Genomic DNA, 22,141 nt, shown 5'->3' on the forward strand with positions numbered 1-22,141 from the left:
GAAGAAGAGGAGAAGGGAAATGACGACGAGAATTGCATTGGTCACAGGAGGCATGGGTGGACTCGGCGAGGCGATCTGCATCAAGCTCGCGCAGCTGGGGTATCGCGTCGTCACCACGCATTCGCTCAACAACAAGAACGCGCCGCAGTGGCTCGCCGACATGAAGGCCAAAGGGTTCGACTTCGCCGCCTATCCGGCGGACGTCGCCGACTTCGACTCCTGCAAGGCGTGCGTCGAGAAAATCGTGCAGGAAGTCGGCCCGGTGGACGTGCTCGTCAATAACGCCGGCATCACCCGCGACATGACTTTGCGCAAGATGACCAAGGCCGACTGGGACGCGGTGCTGCGCACCAACCTCGACAGCGTCTTCAACATGACCAAGCAGGTCATCGACGGCATGGTCGAGCGCAAGTGGGGGCGCATCATCAACATCTCTTCGGTCAACGGTCAGAAAGGCGCCTTCGGCCAGACCAACTATGCCGCGGCCAAGGCCGGGATGCATGGTTTCACCAAGTCGCTGGCGCTGGAAGTGGCGCGCTACGGCGTTACCGTCAATACCGTCTCGCCGGGCTACATCGGCACCAGGATGGTGCTCGCCATTCCACAAGAGATCTTGGATTCCAAGATCCTGCCGCAGATCCCCATGGGGCGCCTGGGCAAGCCCGAGGAAATCGCCGGACTGGTCGCCTACATCGCCTCCGACGAGGCCGCCTACATGACAGGAGCAAACATCGCCATCAACGGTGGCCAGCACATGTATTGAACGTTGGCGCCTTGCGCATCGGCGAAAGGGCGCCCTGCCCATCGGGGCTGCCGAAGCGATACCTGGCGGTGTCGGGCGGTAGCCCCGGTCGTTTTGCGGCGGTATGGAACCTTTGCCTGCTGCTGCGGTATAATGCAGCATTACCGCCTCCTTGTGGGACAGATCGGCAATGACCGATGCGCAACAGATTCGCCTGATCAAGAAATATCCCAACCGCCGTCTGTACGATACCGCCAGCAGTACTTACATCACGATCGGTGACGTGAAGAATCTCGTGCTCTCGCACGAGCCTTTTCGTATCGTCGATGCCAAGACGGGGGAAGATCTCACGCGCAGCGTGCTGCTGCAGATCATCCTCGAGGAAGAGGCCTGCGGTCAACCTCTCTTTTCTTCGGAGATGCTCGCGCAGATCATCCGTTTCTACGGACAGGCATCGCAAAACCTGATGGGGCGCTACCTGGAAAACAGCATCGCCGCCTTCGTCGAGATGCAGAACAAGTTCCAGGAGCAGCTGCGCTCGCTCTATGGGGACAACGCCCCGCTCGGTACCGACTGGATGGCCCAGTTCCTTTCGCTGCAGGCGCCGGCGCTACAATCGATGATGAACGCCTATCTCGAGCAATCGCGCCAGCTGCTCACCCAGATGCAGAAGCAGGCGGAGAGCCAGACGCGCGGGCTCTTCGGCGCCATGTTCTCCGGCCTGCGGCCGCAGGCGGACGAATCCGCCCAAGGCGGCACGACCTCACCGACCAAGCCCGATGAAACTTGAGTTTGCTGCGCCCCGCGTGGGCATGGTAAGCCTGGGCTGCCCCAAGGCCACCGTCGACTCCGAACGCATCCTCACGCGCCTGCGGGCCGAGGGCTATGCGCTCAGCCCCGACTACGAAGGGGCGGATCTGGTCATCGTCAATACCTGCGGCTTCATCGACGCAGCCGTCGAAGAATCGCTGCAGGCGATCGGCGAGGCGCTGGCGGAGAATGGCAAGGTCATCGTCACTGGCTGCCTGGGCGCCCGGCCGCAGCGCATCCTCGAAGAATTCCCCCAGGTGCTGGCGATCACCGGTCCGCATGCGGAGGCCGAGGTGCTCGATCTGGTGCACCGCCATCTGCCCAAGCCGCACGACCCCTTCACCGACCTCGTCCCCCCGCAGGGACTGCGGCTCACGCCGCCGCACTACGCCTACCTGAAGATCTCCGAGGGCTGCAACCACCGCTGCACCTTCTGCATCATCCCGTCGTTGCGCGGCGATCTCGTCAGCCGCCCCATCCACGAGATCATGGCCGAGGCCGAGGCGCTGGTCGCATCCGGCGTCAAGGAGATCCTGGTCGTGTCGCAGGACACCGCCGCCTACGGGGTGGACCTCAAGTACCGCACGGGCTTCGTCGACGGTCGGCCGGTACGCCAGCGTCTCACCGAGCTCGCCCGTCTGCTGGGGGAACTCGGCGTATGGATCCGGCTGCACTACGTCTACCCCTATCCGAGCGTGGACGAGCTCATCCCGCTCATGGCCGAGGGCAAGATCCTGCCCTACCTCGACGTCCCGTTCCAGCATGCAAGCCCCCGCATCCTCAAGGCGATGCAGCGGCCGGCGGCCACCGAACAGGTGCTCGAGCGCATCCGGCGCTGGCGCGAGATCTGCCCCGACTTGACGATCCGCTCGACCTTCATCACCGGCTTCCCTGGTGAGACCGAGGAGGATTTCGACTTGCTGTTGCAGTTCCTCGAAGAGGCGCAGCTCGACCGGGTCGGCGCCTTCGCCTATTCCCCCGTCGAGGGCGCGGCGGCCAATGCGCTTCCCGGTGCCGTGCCCGAGGAGGTGCGCGAGGAACGGCGCGTGCGCCTGCTGCAGTGGCAGGAGGACATCTCCACCCAGCGGCTGGAGCGTTGGATCGGGCGCCGGATCACGGTGCTGGTGGAAGAGGTCGACGAAGAGGGGGCGCTTGCGCGCTCCAGCGCCGATGCGCCCGAGATCGATGGCCTCGTCATCATCCCCAACGGCGAGGACTTGCAGCCGGGCGAATTCGCCGAAGTCCTCGTCACCGACTGCGACGTGCACGACCTCTACGCGGAAGTGCCGTCGCGCTGAATCATTCCGTCTCCCCGTAGTTCAATGGATAGAACGAGCGCCTCCTAAGCGCTAGATCCAGGTTCGATTCCTGGCGGGGGGACTCCTTTTCAAGGTCTTGCCATGCCAGTGCTCCGTCTCGACGACGCCCACCTTGCCTTTGGTCACGTTCCTCTGCTCGACGCCGCGTCCTTTCAGCTCGACGAGGGTGAGCGGGTGGTGCTGATCGGGCGCAACGGTGCGGGCAAATCCAGCCTGCTGCGCGTGCTCGCGGGCGAGCAGCCGCTCGACGACGGGCTCGTGTGGCGCCAGCCGGGCCTGCGTCTGGCCTACGTGCCGCAGGAAGCGGACTTCCCGCCGCAGGCCACGGTGGCCGAGGTGCTCACCGAGGGGCTGGGCGAGGCGGCCGGGCTGCTGCGTCGTTTCCAGGAGCTGTCGCGCCTGGTGGCGACTTCGCCCGAGCCGGCGCTCCTTGCCGAGCTCGACGCCGTCCAGCAGGCGCTGGAGCGGGAGGGCGGCTGGCAGTGGCAGCACCGCATCGACGCCGCGCTCGCGGCGCTGGGGCTGGAGGCCGAGGCGCGCATCGCGGCGCTCTCGGGCGGCGGGGTGAAACGCGTGGCGCTCGCCCGCGCCCTGGTGGCCGAGCCGGAAGTGCTGTTGCTCGACGAGCCGACCAACCACCTCGACATCGCCGCGATCGAGCGGCTGGAGCAGATGCTGCTCACCTTTCGCGGCAGTGTCGTGCTGGTGACGCACGACCGGGCTCTGGTCGATCGGGTCGCCACCCGCATCGTCGAACTCGATCGGGGGCGGCTGGCGAGCTTCCCCGGGTCGTTCGCCGAGTACGAACGACGCAAGGCCGAGCAACTCGCGGCCGAGGCTCAGGCACAGGCGCGTTTCGACAAGTTCCACGCCCAGGAAGAGGCCTGGATTCGCAAAGGTGTGGAGGCGCGGCGTACGCGCAACGAGGGTAGGGTGCGGCGGCTGGAGCGCCTGCGCGAAGAACGCGAGGCGCGCCGCGAGCGGCTGGGGCGGGTGCGTCTGCAGCTCGATGCGGGGGAGCAGAGCGGACGCCTGGTGGCCGAACTCGTGGGGGTGACGAAATCCTGGGGCGAGAAGACGGTGGTGCGCGATTTTTCCACCACCATCCTGCGGGGCGATCGCATCGGCCTCATCGGTCCCAACGGCGCGGGCAAGACGACTTTGCTCAAACTCATCTTGGGCGAGATCGAACCCGACGCGGGGCTAGTGCGTCACGGCACACGCCGCAACGTCGCCTATTTCGATCAGATGCGCGCCCAGCTCGACCCCGAGGCGCGGCTGATCGACGTCGTCAGCCCCGGTTCGGATACGGTGGAGATCGCCGGGCAGCGGCGTCACGTCGTCGGTTACCTCGAAGATTTTCTCTTCTCGCCGCAGCGGGCGCGCTCGCCGGTGAAGACGCTCTCGGGCGGGGAGCGCAACCGGCTGTTGCTCGCGCGCCTCTTCGCCCAGCCGGCCAACCTGCTGGTGCTCGACGAACCGACCAACGACCTCGATCTCGACACGCTGGAGCTCTTGGAGGAGCGCCTGCTCGCTTATCCGGGGACCTTGCTGCTGGTGAGCCACGACCGGCGCTTTCTCGACAACGTGGTCACGCAGGTGATCGCCTCGACCGGCGACGGGCGCTGGGAAGAGTGCGTCGGCGGCTACAGCGACTGGCTGCGGCAGCGAGGCGAGACCGCGTTGGCGCCGGCAGACACGGGTCCGACCAAGGCGCCCGTCAAAACCAAGATCGCCGCCGCGGAGGAACCCCGGTCTTCCAGGCCGCGGCGGCTGTCGTATCGCGAACGCCAGGAGCTGGAGGCGCTGCCGCAAAGGATCGAAGCCTTGGAAGCGGAGCAGGCGACGCTCGCCGAGGCGCTTGCCGATCCGAGTCTCTACAGCGAGCGGGCGCAGGAAGTGGCCGGTTTGAAGGCGCGGCTCGAGGCGGTGGAAGCCGAGATCGAAGCACTGCTCGAACGCTGGTCGGAACTGGAGACCCTCGCCGCGGGCGAGGGGTGAGCGTTCATTCGCCGTGTGGCGGAGTAGGGGTGACGTTCGACGGCTCCCCGCCATCGGTACGGGTGGGCGGCGTTTCGGCGTTGGTAGGGCCGAGTAGGCGCGCCATCACCTCTTCCGGCGCGCCGAGCTGTTTGAGCAGGATCTCGCGGCTGACGTGCACCAGCTCCTGAATGGCGTCGAGATCGGCCGGGATGCGTGGATCGTCCCAGCCGTGCGCGAGATGGCGCGCGAGCCGTGTGGCGAGCCAAACGGTGCGCGTGCGGGGATTCTCCAGATGGTGGTCGTCGAGCAGCTTTTTCAGGATCTCGGGCAGTTCCAGCGTATCGATGAGGCCATTGCGGATCTCGACTTCGGTGGCGTTGAAGACCTTGCGCTGCAACTGCTCGAGCGGGATGGCGGGGTAGGTGCGGCGCAAGCGGATGAGCAGCGACATGAGCCGGGGCGCATAGAGCCACATCAGGACTTCGGTGATGTCGTGCAACAGCGCCGCGACCACCACCTCGGAGACTTCGATGTCGCGGCGCAGCAGCGCCCACTCGCGGGCGAAACGCGCCGCCCGCCGTAGCCGCGCGATGAGCCGAAGCAGCATCGCCAGCTCGCGCGGCTGATCGGCCAGTTCCTCTTCCACTAGGGTGATGCGGTCGCATTCGGCATAGAAGGCGCGGATGCCCAGCATGAGGAGGATGCGGTCGATGGTGGTGAGCTCACGCGTGCGCAGATCTGGCGGGCGGCGTTTCTGCAGGGTCACCATCAGGCGCAGCGTGAGCAGCGGATCTTGCAGCACCACCTGAGAGAGGACGTGGGCATTGAGCGTTTCCGCGATCGGGCGAAGTTCTTCGAGGTGACGCTTGGTGTGTCTGAGAATAGGAACTTTGTCGGCGCGCTCGGCGAAGAACCGGATCCAGGCAGCCGCATCCGGCAGCGGGTGCTCGAGTCGTTCCATCGCCGTCTCCGATCGCGTGCGTGTTTTATGGGGTGATTATCGCGAGCGCCAGGGTTTTTGCCAAGAGGATTCAGCCGGCGGGATAATCCGCCCAGCAATTGGGGGTTTCGTAGAGGCGCACCCGTGCCAGACAGAGCCGTTCACCATAGAGGGCGGCGAAGCGCGGCTCCAGTGTTTCGTATGCGATGCGCGCAAGATTCTCGGCGGTGGGGACGGCGTCGAGCAGGACGGTCTTGTGATCGGGAATGCGTTCGAGCGCATCCAGCAGCAACTGGTCGCCGCGATAGGCGAGAAAAGCGTGATCCCATTGCTCGATCAGGGCGCGCTGAACGAGGGCCTTCACGGCGGAGAAGTCGAGCACCATCCCTTCGTCACTGCGGCCCGCTTGCGTGACCGGTTCGCCCCGTAGCGTGACTTCGAGCGCGTAGCGGTGGCCATGCAGGTGGCGGCAATGGCTTTCATGATTGGGGATGCGGTGCCCGGCGTCGAATTCGAATCGTCGGGTGATCAGCATGGTGAGAGGATTCTAACGGAAAAAGCCGCCGCGGCTTGCATGATGCGAAGTCGCGGCGGTCGTCATGGCGTGATGCGGGGCGCAGACCGCGCCTGGATGCCGGTGAGCGGATGTGCGGTGCGCTCCGATCGTGCCGTACTCCAGTGCACTCGTCTCGCTCGTGAGATGCCTCGTCGCGGTGCTGCAGGGATCTCCCGGCGGCCCAGGTCGCTACGTGGGCTGCAGGGCCGTTCAGTCTTCGGTGGATTCCGCTTCGTCTGCCGACGTGCTCGATTTTCCCTGGGTTTTCACCCAGGCGCGGGCTTCTTTTTTCAGTTCCTTGAATTTCTCTGGATCGGTCGCTTTGAGATACTGGGCGACTTCCCAGTCTTCCCGCTTGATTTTGTTGACGTCGATCTGTTCGACATGAACGAGCCGAAGTAGTGCTTGCACAGGCCGGGGGATGTTACGCCCACTTTCGTAGCGCGAGCCCCCGCTCTGGGTGACGCCGAGTTTGGACCAGAACTGGGACTGGTTGAGTCCCAGTTTCTTGCGCAGTTCGCGGATGTCGCTGCCGGTAAAGTTTTTCATCTAAATTCGCTCCAGTACTCGTGGATAGGAGAAAAGTGCCTCGCTCATGTCGTGCTCGAGCGAGCCATGATCTTATAACTTCTGATGTTGTAAGACAACTACTTTTTGATAGTTGATTCGTATTTTTTTGTGTCGCCGATTTTATCACTACGTCGTGAGGTGGGTGAAAAACGGCGGCAGATTTCACTGCAGGTCGATGCTGGGCTTTTGGGTCATCGTGTTTATAATCGTGGGTTTCAGTTTGGCATGAGGGAAAGATGGCGCTCATCGTGCAGAAGTACGGCGGCACTTCCGTGGGTTCGCCGGAGCGGATCCAGAACGTCGCTCGCCGGGTCGCGAAATATCACCAGCAGGGGCATCGGGTGGTCGTGGTGGTCTCGGCCATGAGCGGCGAGACCAACCGGCTCGTGGCACTCACCCAGGCGCTGTCCGAATCGCCCGATCCACGCGAGACGGACGTGGTGCTGGCCACCGGCGAGCAAGTGACGATCGGCTTGTTGTCCATCGCTTTGCAGGAGCTCGGAGTGCCGGCCAGGAGCTACACCGGCTGGCAGGTTCCTATTCGTACCGATAGTGCCTTCACCAAGGCGCGCATCCTGAGCATCGAACCCGAACGGATGCTCGCCGATCTGGCCGAAGGCAAGGTCGTGGTCGTGGCCGGTTTCCAGGGGGTGGACCCCGCGGGGAACATCACCACGCTCGGGCGCGGCGGCTCCGATACCACCGCCGTGGCGCTCGCGGCGGCGCTGCAGGCCGACGAATGCCAGATCTACACCGACGTCGACGGCGTCTATACCACCGACCCGCGCATCGTGCCCGAGGCGCGGCGGCTGGAGCGCATCACCTTCGAAGAAATGCTTGAGATGGCGAGCCTCGGTTCCAAGGTGCTGCAGATCCGTTCGGTGGAATTCGCCGGAAAATACAAAGTCAAGTTGCGCGTACTGTCCAGTTTCGAAGAAGAGGGAGAAGGGACGTTGATCACGGTCGAGGAAGAAACGAACATGGAACAGCCCATCATTTCCGGCATCGCCTTCCAGCGTGACGAGGCCAAGGTAACGTTACTCGGCGTGCCCGACAAGCCCGGCGTCGCCTATCAGATCCTGGGGCCGGTGGCCGACGCCAACATCGACGTGGACATGATCGTGCAAAACGTCGGTCACGACGGGGCAACCGACTTCAGTTTCACCGTGGCAAAAAACGATCTGAAGCGGGTGCTCGAGATTCTCGAACGGGTGAAGAACGACCTGGGGGCGCGTCAGGTGGTCGGTGACAAATCGGTGTGCAAAGTCTCGCTGGTGGGCGTCGGTATGCGCTCTCACCCGGGCGTGGCCGCCAAGATGTTCCGTACGCTCGCCGAAGAAGGGATCAACATCCAGATGATTTCCACCTCGGAGATCAAGATCTCGGTGGTGATCGACGAGAAGTATCTCGAACTTGCCGTGCGTGCCCTGCACAAGGCGTTTGGGCTCGACCGGCCCGAAGCGGACGTCTGAGACGGGGCGTGCCATTTTTCTTTTTTGACGGAAGGTCTTGCCGTCCGTTATAATGCCGGGCCTGCCACCTACGCGGCAGGCCCATTCCACACGCCCGCAAGCGACGAGGGTCCGTGTTCGTGCACGGTGGGTCGCGGGCGGAGGTTCAACCCTTATCCATTGGAGTTTTCATGAACGTCACGATGCGTCAAATGCTCGAGGCCGGTGTGCACTTCGGGCACCAGACCCGTTTCTGGCATCCCAAAATGGCCCCCTACATTTACGGGGAGCGCAACAAGATCCACATCATCAACCTCGAGAAGACGTTGGCGAAGCTGCGTGAATCGGTCGAGTTCGTGCGCCGGCTCTCGGCCAAGGGCGGTACGGTCCTCTTCGTTGCCACCAAACGCCAGGCGCGTGACATCATCGCCGAAGAGGCCCAGCGTTGTGGCATGCCTTTCGTCAATGAACGCTGGCTCGGCGGCATGCTCACCAATTTCAAGACGGTGCGCCAATCCATTGCCCGGCTCAAGGAGCTGGAAGCCGCCTTCGCCGATGGTTCGGTGCAGCAGCTGCCCAAGCGCGAGGCGCTGGGCCTGCAGCGCGAGCTCGACAAGCTCGAGCGTAGCCTGGGCGGCATCAAGGAGATGGAGCGCCTGCCCGATGCGCTTTTCGTCATCGATGTCGGGCATCACAAGATCGCCGTGGCCGAGGCCAACAAGCTGGGTATTCCGGTGGTGGCGGTGGTCGACACCAACCATAGCCCCGAGGGAATCGACTACGTGATCCCGGGCAACGACGATTCGGCCCGAGCCGTGCGCCTGTACGCGCGGGCGATCGCCGACGCCGTGCTCGAAGGAAAGGCCATGGCGCTGCAGGAAGTGGTCGCAGCGGCTTCCGACGAGTTCGTGGAAGTCGAAGGCGCCGAAGGTGAGACGGCCTCCGAGGAAGGCGAAGCGCCGGCGGCCGAGTAAGGCAGAGGCAGTGTGCATGGGGTGGGCGCACGTGCGTGTACCTACCCGACAATCTTTCGTGAGGACGGATGATGGCTGAAATTACCGCAAGTATGGTCAAGGAGCTGCGCGAGCGCACCGATGCGCCGATGATGGAGTGCAAGAAGGCTCTGGCTGAGGCCGGTGGCGACATGGCGCGGGCCGAAGAGATCCTGCGCGTCAAGCTCGGCAACAAGGCGAGCAAGGCCGCTGGTCGTGTGGCCGCCGAAGGCATCGTCGCGACCTGGATTTCGCCCGATGCCAAGCTCGCGGCCATGGTCGAGGTCAATTGCGAGACCGACTTCGTGGCGAAGAACGACGAATTCATTGCCTTTGCCAACCGCTTGGCGCAACTGGTGGCCGAGCGCAACCCGGGCGACGTAGCAGCGCTCTCCCAGCTCGAACTCGACGGCAAGCCGGTCGAGCAGGTGCGCACCGAACTCGTGGGCAAGATCGGCGAGAACATCACCATCCGCCGTTTCGCCCGCATCGAGGCGCAGGGCAAGGTGTACTCCTACGTGCATGGCGGCGCCAAGATCGGCGTGCTCGTCGATCTCGTAGGGGGCGACGAGGCGCTGGGCAAGGACCTGGCCATGCACATCGCCGCCTGCAAGCCGAAGGCCCTTTCGGCCGATCAGGTGCCGGCCGAGCTCATCGAGACCGAGCGGCGCATCGCGCGGCAGAAAGCAGTCGAATCGGGCAAGCCCGAGGCGATTCTCGACAAGATCGCTGAAGGGGCGGTGCAGAAGTACCTCAAGGAAGTCACCTTGCTCGGCCAAGGCTTCGTCAAGGATGACAAAGTCAGCGTCGAGGCGCTCCTGAAGCAGCGCAACGCCAAGGTCGCTTCCTTCGCGCTCTTCGTCGTCGGCGAAGGCATCGAGAAAAAGCAGACCGACTTCGCCGCGGAAGTGGCGGCGCAGGCGGCGGCCGCGGCCAAGTCCTGAAGACGAGGTCATCTCATGTCTACCCCCGCCTATCGCCGCATCCTGCTCAAGCTCTCGGGCGAAGCTCTGATGGGCGACGACCCTTACGGCATCAATGAGAAAGTGGTCGAGCGCATCGTGGGCGAGATCGTCGAAGTCGGCTCGTTGGGCGTACAGATCGGGATCGTGATCGGCGGGGGAAACATCTTCCGTGGCATCCAGGGAGCGGCGAGTGGCATGGACCGGGCGACCGCCGACTACATCGGCATGCTCGCCACGGTGATGAATGCGATGGCCCTGTCGGACGCCTTCCGCCGGCACGAAGTGGAATCGCGCGTACTCTCTGCGCTACGCATCGAGCAGGTGGTCGAGCCCTATATTCGCGCTCGGGCCATTCGCCATCTGGAAGAGGGTCGTATCGTCATTTTCGCTGCCGGCACCGGCAATCCCTTCTTCACCACCGACACGGCGGCGGCGCTGCGCGGTGCCGAGATCGGTGCGCAGATCGTACTGAAGGCGACCAAGGTCGATGGCGTCTATAGCGCCGATCCGCGAAAAGACCCGAGCGCCAAGCGCTATCACCGCATCAGCTTCGACGAGGCGATCGGACGCAATCTCGCGGTGATGGATGCCACCGCTTTTGCTTTGTGTCGCGACATCAAGCTGCCGATCAACGTGTTTTCGATCTTCAAGCCAGGGGCTTTGCGCCGTGTCATCATGGGTGAGGACGAAGGCACGCTGGTCCACTCGTAAGGAGAGGAGATGAACGTCGCTGAACTCAAGAAAGACGCCGAGCAGCGCATGGCCAAGGCGATCGAGGTGCTCAAAGTCGATCTCGCCAAGATTCGCACTGGCCGTGCCCACACGGGCCTGCTCGACCATGTGATGGTCGAATACTACGGTTCGATGGTGCCGGTGCCGCAGGTGGCCAACGTTACCCTGATCGATGCCCGTACCATCGGGGTGCAACCTTGGGAGAAGAACATGCTCTCCAAGATCGAGAAGGCGATCCGCGAGAGCGACCTGGGGCTCAATCCCTCGAACATGGGTGAGATCCTACGCGTTCCCATGCCGCCTCTCACCGAAGAGCGCCGTCGAGAACTGGGTAAGGTCGTGCGTCATGAAGGGGAACAGGCGCGCGTGGCGGTGCGCAACGTGCGCCGTGACGTCAATCAAGCGATCAAAGACGCCTTGAAGAAGAAGGCGGTCAGCGAGGACGAGGCGCGGCGCGCCGAGGATGATATCCAGAAGATCACCGACCGCTACATCGGTGAGATCGACAAGCTCGTCGAGAAGAAAGAGCAGGAACTGCTGCAGATCTGAACCGATCCCCCGTCGCAGCGTCCGGCGGGGCAGTGCGAGGTACCGTGGCCGAACTTCCCCTGACATCGACGACGGGCATCCCCGAGGTGCGCCCGATCCCACGGCACATCGCCATCATCATGGATGGCAATGGTCGCTGGGCCAAGCTGCGCGGCCTGCCACGCGCGGAAGGGCACCGTCAGGGCGTGGAGGCGGTGCGCTGTGTGGTGCGCCATTGCGCCGAACTGGGCGTGGAACACCTCACCCTCTTCGCTTTTAGCTCGGAGAACTGGCGCCGTCCGGCGGAAGAGGTGGGTTTCCTCATGGGGCTCTTTCGCATGATGCTGCAGCGCGAAGTGACGCGCATGCATCGCAACGGTGTACGGCTCACCGTCATCGGCGATCGCGGCCGATTCGACGCCGAATTGCAGTCACTCATCGCCAAGGCCGAGGCACGTACGGCCGGCAACACCAAGATCTGTCTCAACATCGCCGCCAATTATGGCGGCCGTTGGGACATCGTGCAGGCGATGAACCGGCTCACGCGCGCACATCCCGAGCGCGCCGGTTGCTACACCGAGCTCGAGCTGCAGGCCGAGCTCGCCTTGGGCTGGGCGCCGGAGCCCGATCTCTTCATTCGCACGGGAGGTGAGCAGCGATTGAGCAATTTTTTGCTGTGGCAGCTCGCTTACACCGAACTCTATTTCACCGATACGCTCTGGCCGGATTTCCGCGAGGAAGCGCTCGACGAAGCAGTGCGCTCCTACCAATGCCGTGAGCGGCGCTTTGGCCGTACGAGCGAGCAGCTCGCTGTATCTTCATGATCGCCACCCTTGGGAATGCCTCGCGTCGGCTCCTCACCGCGATGGTCTTGATCGCCGGCTTGCTCGTTCTGCTTTTTTGGGCACCGGCACCCTTGTGGGCGGCGTCCGTTGCCGTCGTCGTCTTTCTTGCGGGCAGGGAATGGGTGCGGCTGGGCGGCTGGGGCGAAGTGGCAGCCTGGGGTTGGGCGTTGGGCTATACGGCGGGATATGTCCTCTTGTGGCGATTGAGCGGGGTGAGCCTGGGCGCGCCTCTTCATTCCGTGATCGGTGCGGTGATGATCGCCGGGGCTGCCTTCTGGCTGAGCTTCGTCCCTTGGACTTTGTTCGCAGGTTGGCGCTGGCGCAGCCGTTGTTCGTGGGTTGCCACGGGCGCCTTGGTACTGTGGCCGACGGCGCTGGCGGTCGTTCTCCTGCGTGAATCGTCGGCGCTGCATCTACTGGCGATGATGGCGCTCGTCTGGGTGGCCGATGCCGCCGCCTATTACGTTGGCCGTCGTTGGGGGCAGCGAAAACTCGCGCCAGCGATCAGTCCTGGCAAGACGGTGGAAGGGGCCATTGGGGCTTTTGCCGGCGTGTCGCTCTATGCGGTGATTCTGTACGTCATGGGCCTCGTACCGGAAGGTACGAGCTTTGGAACGTTTCTCGTCATCTTGCTCGCTTTGACGGTGTTAGCGATCGAGGGGGATCTGTTCGAATCGTGGGCGAAACGGATTGCCGGAGTGAAAGATTCCGGCGAGCTGTTGCCGGGGCACGGGGGCGTGCTCGACCGCATCGACAGCCTGACGGCGACGCTGCCTTTCCTTGCCCTGTGGTGGCTGGAGCGGCAATGAAACGCGAGCGGTTGGCGATCCTCGGGGCGAGCGGTTCGATCGGTGCGAGCACCTTGGACGTGGTCTCGCGTCACCCGGAACGGTTCGAGGTCGTGGCGCTCGCGGCGCAGCGTCGCTGGAACGTGTTGCTCGAGGCGTGTCGGAAGTTTCGCCCCCGATGGGCGGTGCTGGGTGAAGCGAGCGCTGCGGCCGCCTTGCGCGAGGCGCTACGCCGAGAGGGGATCGCGACGGAAGTGGAGGAGGGGGAAGCGGCGCTCGCCGAAATCGCCCGCCATCCCGAAGTGGACACGGTGGTCGCTGCCATTGTCGGCGCGGCGGGGTTGCCTCCCACGTGGGCGGCCGTGTGCGCGGGCAAGAAGATCCTTCTCGCCAACAAGGAAGCCCTGGTGCTCGCCGGCGGGCTCTTCATGGAGGCGGTGGATCGTCATGGGGTGCGGTTGCTGCCGCTCGATTCCGAGCACAACGCCATTTTTCAGGCACTGCCGACGGACTACGATCGTAACCGACCGGACGATTTCGGCGTGCGACGGATCATTCTCACTGCATCGGGCGGCCCGTTCCGCGAGCGTTCGTTGGAAACCTTTGCCGCGATCACGCCGCAAGAGGCGTGCGCCCATCCCAATTGGTCGATGGGGCGCAAGATCTCGGTCGATTCGGCCACGATGATGAACAAGGGGCTGGAGGTGATCGAGGCCCATTGGCTCTTCGGCTTGCCGCCCGAGCGTATCGAGGTGGTGATCCACCCGCAGAGCGTGGTGCATTCCTTGGTGGAATATCGCGACGGCTCACTGCTCGCGCAGCTGGGCACGCCCGACATGCGTACGCCGATTGCGCACGCGCTGGGATTCCCCCAGCGGCTCGAGGCGGGGGTGAGGCCGCTCGATCTGGTGCGCGTGGGGCGGCTCGACTTCGCAGCGCCCGATCTGCGCCGTTTTCCCTGCCTGCGTCTGGCTTACGATGCGCTGGAAGCCGGCGGGTCGGTTCCGGCGGTACTCAACGCGGCCAACGAGGTGGCGGTGGCCGCCTTCCTTCAGGGTCGGCTGGGTTTCGATCGCATCCCGGCCGTGATCGAGGCCACGCTCGAGCGCTTACCCCGACAAGAACCCGATTCGCTCGAGGACGTGCTCGCCTATGATCGTCTGGCGAGAGAGCGGGCGCAGGACGTGCTCGCGCAGGAGGTGGCATGACCGTTTTGTCCTATCTCGTGCCTTTCGTGATCGCCTTGGGTGGGCTCATCTTCTTCCATGAGCTGGGGCATTACCTCGTCGCCCGGGCCTGTGGGGTGAAAGTACTGCGCTTTTCCATCGGATTCGGGCCTGCGCTGTGGTCGCGCCGCCTCGGGCGCGACGGCACGGAATGGGTGCTCGCCGCCGTGCCTCTGGGCGGCTACGTGAAGATGCTCGATGAACGAGAAGGCGCGGTGGCACCCGAAGACCTTCCACGTGCTTTCAACCGTCAGCCCGTGAGCAAGCGCATGTCGATCGTGGCGGCAGGCCCTGCGGCCAATCTGTTGTTGGCGATCGCCCTCTACGTCGTCCTCTACACGGTTGGCGTACGCGAACCAGTGGCGCGCATCGACCCGCCCGCCGAAAGCCTCGCGGCCCGGGTGGGGCTGCTGTCGGGAGACCGGGTGCTGGCCGTGGATGGGCGCGCCGTGGCGAGTCTGCCGCAATTGCGCTGGGAAGTGCTCGCCGCGGCCATGCGTCGCAACGAAGTGGCTCTGGAGGTGGAGCGCGCCGGGGAGCGCCTCGTCTTCTCTTTGCCGCTTGCCGGGGTCGTCGTCGATCACGGCAACGATGACGTCATGGTGCAACTCGGGCTCGTGCCCTGGCGTCCCCCGCTGGAGCCGGTGGTGGGCAGCGTCGCCCCGGGCAGCCCGGCCGAACGTGCCGGTATCGTGCCCGGAATGCGGGTGCGTGCCATCGAAGGCAAGGAGATCGCCGATTGGCGCGAGCTCGTCGAGATCGTGCGGGCACATCCCGGCGAGACTTTGCGCTTTACCCTGGAGTACGATGGAGTCGTTGCGGAGCGCGAGGTATTCGCCGAGCCGACCGACGACGGGCAGGGGGGCACGATCGGCCGCATCGGCGTGGCGGTGCGGCCGCCGTCCGATGAAACCTTCCTCGTGTCCGTTCGCTACCCTCCGATTCAAGCGGCAGGCATGGCGTTGCGGCAAACTTGGGAGGTGAGTACGATGACCCTGAGGCTCTTCGGGCGCATGCTCCTTGGCGAGGCATCGCTCAAGAATCTCTCCGGGCCGCTCACCATCGCCGACTACGCCGGCCAGACGGCGAGGATGGGTCTGGAGCATTACCTACGATTCGTCGCCCTCGTGAGCATCAGTCTCGGGGTGTTGAACCTGCTGCCGGTGCCGATTCTGGATGGAGGGCATTTGCTGTATTATTCGCTCGAAGCCGTACGCGGACGGCCCTTGTCCGAACGTGCGATGGAGATCGGGCAACAGATCGGCCTGGCGTTGTTGCTGACGTTGATGGCGATCGCGCTGTTCAACGATGTGTCCCGGATTTGGTCGAGTGTGAGCGGATGAAGAAAAAATTGGCGGCGGTGGTGGCTCTGATCGGAGCACTACTCGCGGGGGCGGTGCATGCGTTCGAGCCGTTCGTGGTCGAAGACATTCGCGTCGAGGGGATCCAGCGCGTCGAGGCCGGGACCATCTTCAGCTATCTGCCGGTGAAGGTGGGTGAGCGCATCACCCAGGAGCAGGCCGACGAGGCGGTGCGCAAGCTCTTCGAGACGGGGTTTTTCAGCGACGTGCGCATCGAGGCCGACGGCAACGTGCTGGTAGTCCTCGTCGACGAGCGGCCCGCCATCGGCGAGCTGCAGTTCGTCGGCATGAAGGAATTCGAGGTCGACGCCATCAAACTGGCGTTGCGTGGGGTCGGCCTGGCCGAATCGCGCATCTTCGACCGTGCCCTGCTGCGCCAGGCGGAGCAGGAACTCAAGCGCCAATACCTCTCTCGCGGCTACTATGCGGTAGATATCCAAACGACCATCACGCCTTTGCCGCGCAACCGGGTGGCCATCCGTTTCGACATCACCGAAGGCCAGCCGGCCAAGATTGCGGAGATCAAGATCGTCGGCAACAAGGCCTTTTCCGAAAAGGAACTCCTCAGGAGGTTCCAATTGACCACTCCGGGGTGGCTGACCTGGTACACCAAGTCCGATCGCTATTCGCGTGAGAAGCTGCAGCAGGATTTGGAGGCGTTGCGCTCCTTCTACATGAACCAGGGATACCTGGACTTCGAGATCGAGTCGGTGTCGGTTTCGATCGGCCCGGACAAGCAGAACATCTACATCTCGGTCTCGGTCAGGGAAGGGGAACGGTATTCCGTGTCGGCGGTGCGCTTCGCCGGCAATCTCATCTTGCCCGAAGAGGAATATCACAAGCTCGCGCAACTCAGGCCCGGCGACGTCTTTTCGCGCGAGAAGCTCAATGCGACCGTGAAAGCGGTCGTCGACCGGCTCGGCAGTGAAGGGTACGCCTTTGCCAACGTCAATGCCGCGCCCGAGATCGATCGCGAGAATCGTCAGGTGGCTTTCACCATCTTCGTCGATCCGGGTCGACGCACTTACGTCAATCGCATCAACATCGGCGGCAACGTACGCACCCGAGACGAAGTAATCCGGCGAGAAATGCGTCAGATGGAAGGCGAGTGGTACGACGCCGATAAAATCAACAAATCCCGCCAGCGCGTCGATCGGCTGGGGTATTTCGACGAGGTGCAGGTGGAGACCCAGCCGGTGCCCGGCACCACCGACCAGGTCGATGTCAATTTTACCGTGAAGGAGAGGCCCACCGGCAACCTGATGCTCGGAGCGGGTTTTTCGAGCTCGGACAGCGTCGTGCTCTCGGGCGCGGTCTCACAGGACAACATCTTCGGTAGCGGCAAGTCGCTGGGCATTCAGCTCGATACGAGCCGCTCGAAGCGAACCGCCTCGCTCTCCTTCACCGATCCGTACTATACGATCGACGGCGTCTCGCTCGGGTACGATCTCTATTACCGTACCTTCGATCCCTCGGAGAGCTACAACATTTCGCGCTACAAAACCCGTTCCATCGGTGCGGGGTTGCGTATGGGTTGGCCCATTGGCGAGGATGACCAGATCCAGTTCGGTTTGGCCTATGATTTGACCAAGATCGACACCTATTGGGATAGTCCTTTGCGTTACATCGAATTCTGTGAATCCGGAGGTGATTACGACTGCGATGGCGTCTCTTCGCTGGCACTGACGGCGGGGTGGTCCCGTGATACCCGTGACTCGCGTATCTATCCGATGAAAGGTCGCTATCAGCGCGCCTTGGCCGAGGTGGACGTTCCACCGGGAGACATCGAGCTCGTCAAACTTTCCTACCAGCACCAGTGGTGGATCCCGGTCACCGAACGTCAGGCGCTCATGTTGAACGGCGAAATCGGCTGGATCGAATCCTTGGGCGGAAAGGATGTCCCCTTCTTCCGCAATTACTATGTTGGTGGAATCGGTTCGGTCCGAGGCTTCGACGCCGGCAGCCTCGGGCGCAAGGACGATTACGGTGATGCCTATGGTGGGACGCGCAAGCTCGTGCTCAACGCGGAATATTATTTCCCCTTGCCGGGTCTGGGAATGGACAAGACCTTCCGGATGTCGGTCTTCGTCGATTCGGGTTATGTCTGGGATCAGGACGATTCGGTCAAGTTCAACGACATGCGCGTGAGTACGGGTATAGGTTTCTCCTGGTCTTCGCCGCTGGGGCCGTTGAAGTTCAGTTTCGCGGTGCCGGTGCGTAAAGACGTCGGTGGTTCCAATTACAAGGACGAAACCCAGAACTTCCAATTCCAGTTCGGAACCATGTTCTAAACCCGATATCATTCCCGGAGAAGGCATCGTAAGCTTGATGTCACGGGGGGTATTTATTGATGCCTGTGAAGACGAGAGAGGTCAGCGTGAAGAGAAAATCCATGGCAGTATTGTTGGCATTGTCGCTCGGGCTGACGAGCGCGATGGCTTGGGCAGAAGCCAAGATCGGTTTCGTCAATTCGGAGCGTCTGATGCGTGAGGCGCCACCGGCCGTGGCGGCGCAGAAGCGGCTGGAAAAGGAATTCGAGCCGCGCGATCGGGAATTGAAACGCATGGCCGATGAGCTGCAGGCGCTGCAGCAGGAACTGGAGCGCAAGGGCGCGTCGATGAACGAGGGCGAGCGCAACCGCAAGGAGCGGGCTTTTGCCGAGTTGAGCCGCGATTTTCAGCGCAAGCAGCGTGAATTTCGTGAGGATCTCAATCAGCGGCGCAACGAGGAGCTCGCCCGCGTGCTCGACCAGGCCAACAAGGCGATCAAGAAAGTCGCGGAAGACGGCAAGTACGATCTCGTGCTGCAGGATGCGGTCTACGCGAGTCCGCGCATCGACATCACCGACCAGGTCATCAAGGTGCTCGAATCGGGTAATCTGTGATGACGATGGTTACGCTGGGGGATCTCGCCACGCGGTTTGGCGTCGAAATTCGGGGGGATCCCTCTATCGAGCTGCGCCGTGTCGCCTCACTCGAATCGGCACGGCCCGGGGACCTCACCTTCGTGGCGCAGCCGAAGTATCTCGCGCGCCTGCCACAGTGCCGCGCGAGTGCCGTGATCGTCTCGCCGAAATTCGCCGATCGCGCACCGTCCCATCTGGCGCTGGTGCTCGCGGCCGATCCTTATCTGCTCTATGCCAAGGCGGCACAGTGGCTGCACCCGGAACCCGAGGTCGTGCCGGGGGTGCATCCCAGCGCGGTGGTGCTGGGCGAGGTCGATCCGAGCTGCGCCATCGGACCGAACGCGGTGGTGGAGGCCGGGGCGAGGGTCGGTGCGCGTACCGTGATCGGCGCGGGCAGCGTGATCGGCGCGGATGCTAGCGTCGGGTCCGATTGCCGCATCGCGGCCAACGTCACGATCTACCCGGGATGCGTGATCGGCGCGCGCGTGCGCATTCATTCGGGAGCGGTGATCGGCGCCGACGGCTTCGGCTTCGCCTGGGACGGCGAGGAAGAGCGCTGGGTGAAGATCCCACAGATCGGCCGAGTGGTGATCGGCGACGACGTGGAGATCGGGGCGAATACCTCGATCGACCGCGGCGCGCTCGAAGACACCGTGATCGAGGATGGGGCCATCCTCGACAACCAGATCCAGATCGGACACAACTGCCACGTCGGCGCGCACACCGCCATGGCCGGTTGCGTCGGCGTGGGCGGCAGCACCCGCATCGGGCGCCGTTGCCGTCTGGGCGGGCAGGTGGGCATCGCCGGGCACGTGGAGATCTGCGACGACGTGACCATCATGGCCGGCTCGGGCGTGATGAAGCCCATCACCAAACCCGGCGTCTACGGCGCTGGCATCCCGCTACAGCCCTACGAGGAGTGGCGGCGCAACTTCGCCCACTTGCGCCATCTCGACGCCATGGCCGATCGCATTCGCCGCCTCGAGAGGCGTCTGGCCGAACTCGCCGAAGAAGACTGATCCCCGCTTTCCCCGATTTTTTGCCGCGAGCCCTGCGACATGATGAACATCGAACAGATCCTGCAGTATCTGCCGCACCGCTATCCTTTCCTCCTGGTCGACCGCGTGCTCGAGATGGAGGTGGGCAAACGCATCCTGGCGTTGAAAAACGTCACCATCAACGAGCCCTTCTTCCCGGGGCATTTCCCGCACGCACCGGTGATGCCGGGTGTGCTGATTCTGGAGGCGCTCGCCCAGGCCGCGGCCGTGCTCTCCTTCGAGACCATGGGCACGCGCCCCAATGCCGATTCCATCGTCTATTTTGCCGGCATCGACGAGGCGCGGTTCCGCCGTCCGGTGGTGCCGGGGGATCAGCTGCTGTTGGAAGTGGAATTGCTGCGCAACGTGCGTGGCATCTCGAAGTATTCGGCCACGGCCCGCGTCGGCGAGGAGATCGCGGCCCAGGCGCAGCTCATGTGCGCCCTGAAAGGCTTGAAATGAGCGCGGTCGAAATCCATCCCAGCGCGATCGTCGCTCCCGGCGCCGAGTTCGCCGAGGGGGTGAAGATCGGCCCCTACTGCGTGATCGGCCCGCACGTGAAGATCGGGGCGCGCACGAGGATCGAGGCGCACTGTGTGCTCGAAGGGCACACCACGCTGGGGGAGGACAACCACGTCTTTCCTTTCTGCTCCCTGGGGCAGGTGCCGCAGGACATGAAGTACGCGGGAGAACCCACGCGGCTGTCGATCGGGCACCGTAACACCATTCGCGAATACTGCTCCTTCAACGTCGGCACGGTGCAGGGCGGGGGTGAGACGCGCGTGGGGGACGACAACTGGATCATGGCCTACGTGCACGTGGCACACGACTGCGTCGTGGGCAATCACACGATTTTCGCCAACAACGCCACGCTCGCGGGCCACGTCGTGGTGGGGGACTGGGCGATCCTCGGCGGCTTTACCGGCGTGCACCAATTCGTTCGCGTGGGGGCGCACAGCTTCTGCGGGGTGGGCACAGTGCTGTTGCAAGACCTTCCGCCCTACGTGACGGTGGCGGGCAATCCGGCCGCGCCGCATGGCATCAATGCCGAGGGCTTGCGTCGGCGGGGGTTTTCGCCCGAGGCGATCGCCGCCATCCGGCGCGCTTACAAACTCCTCTATCGCAGCGGCTTGACGCTCGCCGAGGCGCGCGAGCGCATCGCCGAACTCGCCGCCGAGCAGCCGGAGGTGGAGCCGCTCGTCGATTTTCTCGCGCAACCGGGCCGTGGCATCGTCCGCTGAGAGGACCTCGGTCGCGCTCGTGGCCGGAGAGGCTTCGGGCGACCTCCTGGGAGGGCTGCTCCTCGAGGGACTGCGTCCGGCGCTGCCCGAGACGCGTTTCTGGGGCGTGGGCGGCGAGGCGATGCGTACCCAAGGGTTCGAGGCGCGCTGGTCCTACGAGCCGCTGGCGGTGCATGGCTTCGTCGACGCGCTCAGGCGCTATCCGCAGCTCGTGCGTTTTCGCCGCGAACTGGCGCGCGCGTTCGAGTCGCCGCCGGTGGATCTCTTCATCGGGATCGACGCACCGGATTTCAACCTGGGGCTGGAGGCGCGGCTCAAACGTGCCGGTATCGGCACGGTGCATTTCGTCAGCCCTTCGATCTGGGCCTGGCGCCGTGGGCGATTGAAAACGATCGCCCGCGCGGTCGACCTGATGCTGTGCCTTTTTCCGTTCGAACCGCCGCTCTATGCCGAAACCGGGGTCGAGGCGTGTTTCGTCGGCCATCCGCTCGCCGATCGGCTGCCGCTCGTGCCGGACCAGGCGGGAGTCCGGACCGCGCTGGGAATCGCACCGCAGGCACCGGTGCTGGCGCTCCTGCCGGGTAGCCGCGAGGGGGAGTTGCGGCACCTCTTGCCCGTCTTCCTCGCCGCCGCGGCCCGCCTGCGCCAAGCCCTGCCGGAGCTGGTCTTGCTCTTGCCCACGGCGAACGCCTTGGGTGATGCGCTCGTCGCCGCCGCCCTGGCCGAGGTGCCCGAGCTCGAGGCCCGTGTGCTGCCGCGGCGGGCGCACGAGGCGATGACGGCGGCCGACGTCGTGCTGCTCGCCAGTGGCACGGCCGCGCTGGAGGCGGCGCTCCTCAAGCGTCCGATGGTGATCGCCTATCGCATGAATCCCTGGCAATACCGCCTGCTGCGGCGCATGGCCTATCTGCCGTGGGTGGGTTTGCCCAACATCCTGCTGCGTGAGACGGTGGTACCCGAGTTGCTGCAGGACGAGGCGAATCCCGCCGATCTGGCCGCGGCGGTGTTGCGCTGGTTCGAAGACGCACCGGCGCGCGAGCGGCTCGCCGAGCGTTTCACCGAATTGCACCTCATGCTGCGCCAAGACACCGCCCGTCGCGCACGCGAGGCGATCCTGGCGCGGTTCGGGCAGAGATTCGGGGGAAGATAG

General features: G+C 64.0%; 22 protein-coding genes and 1 tRNA gene. 20 read left to right on the forward strand and 3 right to left on the reverse strand.

What is annotated here, in order from left to right:
• The first annotated feature begins 19 nt into the window (after window positions 1–19).
• The 5 genes from phbB (at window position 20) to EPD80_RS01040 (ending at window position 4,872) form a co-directional block, all read left to right on the forward strand.
• Window positions 20–763, forward strand: coding sequence for a beta-ketoacyl-ACP reductase (phbB, locus tag EPD80_RS01020; RefSeq protein WP_142803500.1), 744 nt, complete (start codon window positions 20–22; stop codon window positions 761–763).
• Window positions 764–932: 169 nt separating this feature from the next.
• Complete coding sequence (gene phaR, locus EPD80_RS01025; RefSeq protein ID WP_142808717.1) at window positions 933–1,532, forward strand: polyhydroxyalkanoate synthesis repressor PhaR; 600 nt, start codon at window positions 933–935, stop codon at window positions 1,530–1,532.
• A complete protein-coding gene (gene rimO, locus EPD80_RS01030) occupies window positions 1,522–2,850 on the forward strand; it encodes a 30S ribosomal protein S12 methylthiotransferase RimO (RefSeq protein ID WP_142808719.1) in 1,329 nt (442 codons plus the stop codon). Before phaR ends, rimO begins: the two co-directional genes overlap by 11 nt.
• 10 nt (window positions 2,851–2,860) lie before the next feature.
• A tRNA-Arg gene (locus EPD80_RS01035) sits at window positions 2,861–2,932 on the forward strand.
• Between the two features lie 20 nt (window positions 2,933–2,952).
• Window positions 2,953–4,872 (forward strand): ATP-binding cassette domain-containing protein, encoded by a 1,920-nt coding sequence (locus EPD80_RS01040; RefSeq protein WP_142808721.1) that lies wholly within the window; start codon window positions 2,953–2,955, stop codon window positions 4,870–4,872.
• A gap of 4 nt (window positions 4,873–4,876) precedes the next feature.
• On the opposite strand, the gene EPD80_RS01045 is transcribed toward EPD80_RS01040, so the two are convergent.
• The 3 genes from EPD80_RS01045 to EPD80_RS01055 all read right to left on the reverse strand — a co-directional run bounded on the left by EPD80_RS01045 (window position 4,877) and on the right by EPD80_RS01055 (window position 6,899).
• The gene (locus EPD80_RS01045; RefSeq protein ID WP_142808723.1) at window positions 4,877–5,815 is read right to left on the reverse strand and encodes an HDOD domain-containing protein; all 939 of its coding nucleotides are present in this window, start codon (window positions 5,813–5,815) and stop codon (window positions 4,877–4,879) included.
• Between the two features lie 70 nt (window positions 5,816–5,885).
• The gene (queD, locus tag EPD80_RS01050) at window positions 5,886–6,329 is read right to left on the reverse strand and encodes a 6-carboxytetrahydropterin synthase QueD (RefSeq protein ID WP_142808725.1); all 444 of its coding nucleotides are present in this window, start codon (window positions 6,327–6,329) and stop codon (window positions 5,886–5,888) included.
• Window positions 6,330–6,560: 231 nt separating this feature from the next.
• On the reverse strand, window positions 6,561–6,899 hold the full coding sequence (locus EPD80_RS01055) for a helix-turn-helix domain-containing protein (RefSeq protein WP_142808727.1): 339 nt from the start codon (window positions 6,897–6,899) through the stop codon (window positions 6,561–6,563).
• 257 nt (window positions 6,900–7,156) lie between these two features.
• Between EPD80_RS01055 and EPD80_RS01060 the strand changes: the two genes are divergently transcribed.
• From EPD80_RS01060 to lpxB, 15 genes are all read left to right on the forward strand, one after another.
• On the forward strand, window positions 7,157–8,392 hold the full coding sequence (locus EPD80_RS01060; RefSeq protein ID WP_142808729.1) for an aspartate kinase: 1,236 nt from the start codon (window positions 7,157–7,159) through the stop codon (window positions 8,390–8,392).
• A gap of 170 nt (window positions 8,393–8,562) precedes the next feature.
• Entirely contained in the window at window positions 8,563–9,345 is a 783-nt protein-coding gene (gene rpsB / locus EPD80_RS01065; RefSeq protein ID WP_142803492.1) for a 30S ribosomal protein S2, read from the forward strand.
• A gap of 71 nt (window positions 9,346–9,416) precedes the next feature.
• Window positions 9,417–10,307 (forward strand): translation elongation factor Ts, encoded by an 891-nt coding sequence (gene tsf, locus EPD80_RS01070; RefSeq protein WP_142803491.1) that lies wholly within the window; start codon window positions 9,417–9,419, stop codon window positions 10,305–10,307.
• Window positions 10,308–10,322: 15 nt separating this feature from the next.
• Window positions 10,323–11,039: a UMP kinase gene (gene pyrH, locus EPD80_RS01075; RefSeq protein WP_142803490.1), complete on the forward strand. Its 717-nt coding sequence runs from the start codon at window positions 10,323–10,325 to the stop codon at window positions 11,037–11,039.
• Between the two features lie 9 nt (window positions 11,040–11,048).
• Window positions 11,049–11,609 (forward strand): ribosome recycling factor, encoded by a 561-nt coding sequence (gene frr / locus EPD80_RS01080; protein ID WP_142803489.1) that lies wholly within the window; start codon window positions 11,049–11,051, stop codon window positions 11,607–11,609.
• A gap of 44 nt (window positions 11,610–11,653) precedes the next feature.
• A complete protein-coding gene (gene uppS, locus EPD80_RS01085; protein ID WP_221928759.1) occupies window positions 11,654–12,412 on the forward strand; it encodes a polyprenyl diphosphate synthase in 759 nt (252 codons plus the stop codon).
• Entirely contained in the window at window positions 12,409–13,242 is an 834-nt protein-coding gene (locus EPD80_RS01090) for a phosphatidate cytidylyltransferase (RefSeq protein WP_142808731.1), read from the forward strand. The genes uppS and EPD80_RS01090 overlap by 4 nt, the downstream gene beginning before the upstream one ends.
• A complete protein-coding gene (gene ispC / locus EPD80_RS01095) occupies window positions 13,239–14,429 on the forward strand; it encodes a 1-deoxy-D-xylulose-5-phosphate reductoisomerase (RefSeq protein WP_142803487.1) in 1,191 nt (396 codons plus the stop codon). The genes EPD80_RS01090 and ispC overlap by 4 nt, the downstream gene beginning before the upstream one ends.
• Complete coding sequence (gene rseP / locus EPD80_RS01100; protein WP_142808732.1) at window positions 14,426–15,790, forward strand: RIP metalloprotease RseP; 1,365 nt, start codon at window positions 14,426–14,428, stop codon at window positions 15,788–15,790. Before ispC ends, rseP begins: the two co-directional genes overlap by 4 nt.
• Complete coding sequence (gene bamA, locus EPD80_RS01105; RefSeq protein WP_142808734.1) at window positions 15,787–18,099, forward strand: outer membrane protein assembly factor BamA; 2,313 nt, start codon at window positions 15,787–15,789, stop codon at window positions 18,097–18,099. Before rseP ends, bamA begins: the two co-directional genes overlap by 4 nt.
• 101 nt (window positions 18,100–18,200) lie before the next feature.
• Entirely contained in the window at window positions 18,201–18,692 is a 492-nt protein-coding gene (locus tag EPD80_RS01110) for an OmpH family outer membrane protein (protein ID WP_194240891.1), read from the forward strand.
• Complete coding sequence (gene lpxD, locus EPD80_RS01115; RefSeq protein WP_221928760.1) at window positions 18,692–19,732, forward strand: UDP-3-O-(3-hydroxymyristoyl)glucosamine N-acyltransferase; 1,041 nt, start codon at window positions 18,692–18,694, stop codon at window positions 19,730–19,732. Before EPD80_RS01110 ends, lpxD begins: the two co-directional genes overlap by 1 nt.
• 42 nt (window positions 19,733–19,774) lie before the next feature.
• A complete protein-coding gene (fabZ, locus tag EPD80_RS01120) occupies window positions 19,775–20,212 on the forward strand; it encodes a 3-hydroxyacyl-ACP dehydratase FabZ (protein ID WP_028874423.1) in 438 nt (145 codons plus the stop codon).
• Window positions 20,209–20,991: an acyl-ACP--UDP-N-acetylglucosamine O-acyltransferase gene (gene lpxA / locus EPD80_RS01125; RefSeq protein WP_142808736.1), complete on the forward strand. Its 783-nt coding sequence runs from the start codon at window positions 20,209–20,211 to the stop codon at window positions 20,989–20,991. The genes fabZ and lpxA overlap by 4 nt, the downstream gene beginning before the upstream one ends.
• Complete coding sequence (gene lpxB / locus EPD80_RS01130) at window positions 20,975–22,141, forward strand: lipid-A-disaccharide synthase (RefSeq protein WP_142808738.1); 1,167 nt, start codon at window positions 20,975–20,977, stop codon at window positions 22,139–22,141. Before lpxA ends, lpxB begins: the two co-directional genes overlap by 17 nt.

This window comes from Tepidiphilus olei (assembly GCF_006980705.1).
GTDB lineage: Bacteria > Pseudomonadota > Gammaproteobacteria > Burkholderiales > Rhodocyclaceae > Tepidiphilus > Tepidiphilus olei.

Coding starts and splice junctions, on each gene's coding strand:
- phbB (WP_142803500.1), top strand. CDS start 20: ATGACGACGAGAATTGCATTGGTCACAGGAGGCATGGGTGGACTCGGC.
- phaR (WP_142808717.1), top strand. CDS start 933: ATGACCGATGCGCAACAGATTCGCCTGATCAAGAAATATCCCAACCGC.
- rimO (WP_142808719.1), top strand. CDS start 1,522: ATGAAACTTGAGTTTGCTGCGCCCCGCGTGGGCATGGTAAGCCTGGGC.
- EPD80_RS01040 (WP_142808721.1), top strand. CDS start 2,953: ATGCCAGTGCTCCGTCTCGACGACGCCCACCTTGCCTTTGGTCACGTT.
- EPD80_RS01045 (WP_142808723.1), bottom strand. CDS start 5,815: ATGGAACGACTCGAGCACCCGCTGCCGGATGCGGCTGCCTGGATCCGG.
- queD (WP_142808725.1), bottom strand. CDS start 6,329: ATGCTGATCACCCGACGATTCGAATTCGACGCCGGGCACCGCATCCCC.
- EPD80_RS01055 (WP_142808727.1), bottom strand. CDS start 6,899: ATGAAAAACTTTACCGGCAGCGACATCCGCGAACTGCGCAAGAAACTG.
- EPD80_RS01060 (WP_142808729.1), top strand. CDS start 7,157: ATGGCGCTCATCGTGCAGAAGTACGGCGGCACTTCCGTGGGTTCGCCG.
- rpsB (WP_142803492.1), top strand. CDS start 8,563: ATGAACGTCACGATGCGTCAAATGCTCGAGGCCGGTGTGCACTTCGGG.
- tsf (WP_142803491.1), top strand. CDS start 9,417: ATGGCTGAAATTACCGCAAGTATGGTCAAGGAGCTGCGCGAGCGCACC.
- pyrH (WP_142803490.1), top strand. CDS start 10,323: ATGTCTACCCCCGCCTATCGCCGCATCCTGCTCAAGCTCTCGGGCGAA.
- frr (WP_142803489.1), top strand. CDS start 11,049: ATGAACGTCGCTGAACTCAAGAAAGACGCCGAGCAGCGCATGGCCAAG.
- EPD80_RS01090 (WP_142808731.1), top strand. CDS start 12,409: ATGATCGCCACCCTTGGGAATGCCTCGCGTCGGCTCCTCACCGCGATG.
- ispC (WP_142803487.1), top strand. CDS start 13,239: ATGAAACGCGAGCGGTTGGCGATCCTCGGGGCGAGCGGTTCGATCGGT.
- rseP (WP_142808732.1), top strand. CDS start 14,426: ATGACCGTTTTGTCCTATCTCGTGCCTTTCGTGATCGCCTTGGGTGGG.
- bamA (WP_142808734.1), top strand. CDS start 15,787: ATGAAGAAAAAATTGGCGGCGGTGGTGGCTCTGATCGGAGCACTACTC.
- EPD80_RS01110 (WP_194240891.1), top strand. CDS start 18,201: ATGGCAGTATTGTTGGCATTGTCGCTCGGGCTGACGAGCGCGATGGCT.
- lpxD (WP_221928760.1), top strand. CDS start 18,692: ATGACGATGGTTACGCTGGGGGATCTCGCCACGCGGTTTGGCGTCGAA.
- fabZ (WP_028874423.1), top strand. CDS start 19,775: ATGAACATCGAACAGATCCTGCAGTATCTGCCGCACCGCTATCCTTTC.
- lpxA (WP_142808736.1), top strand. CDS start 20,209: ATGAGCGCGGTCGAAATCCATCCCAGCGCGATCGTCGCTCCCGGCGCC.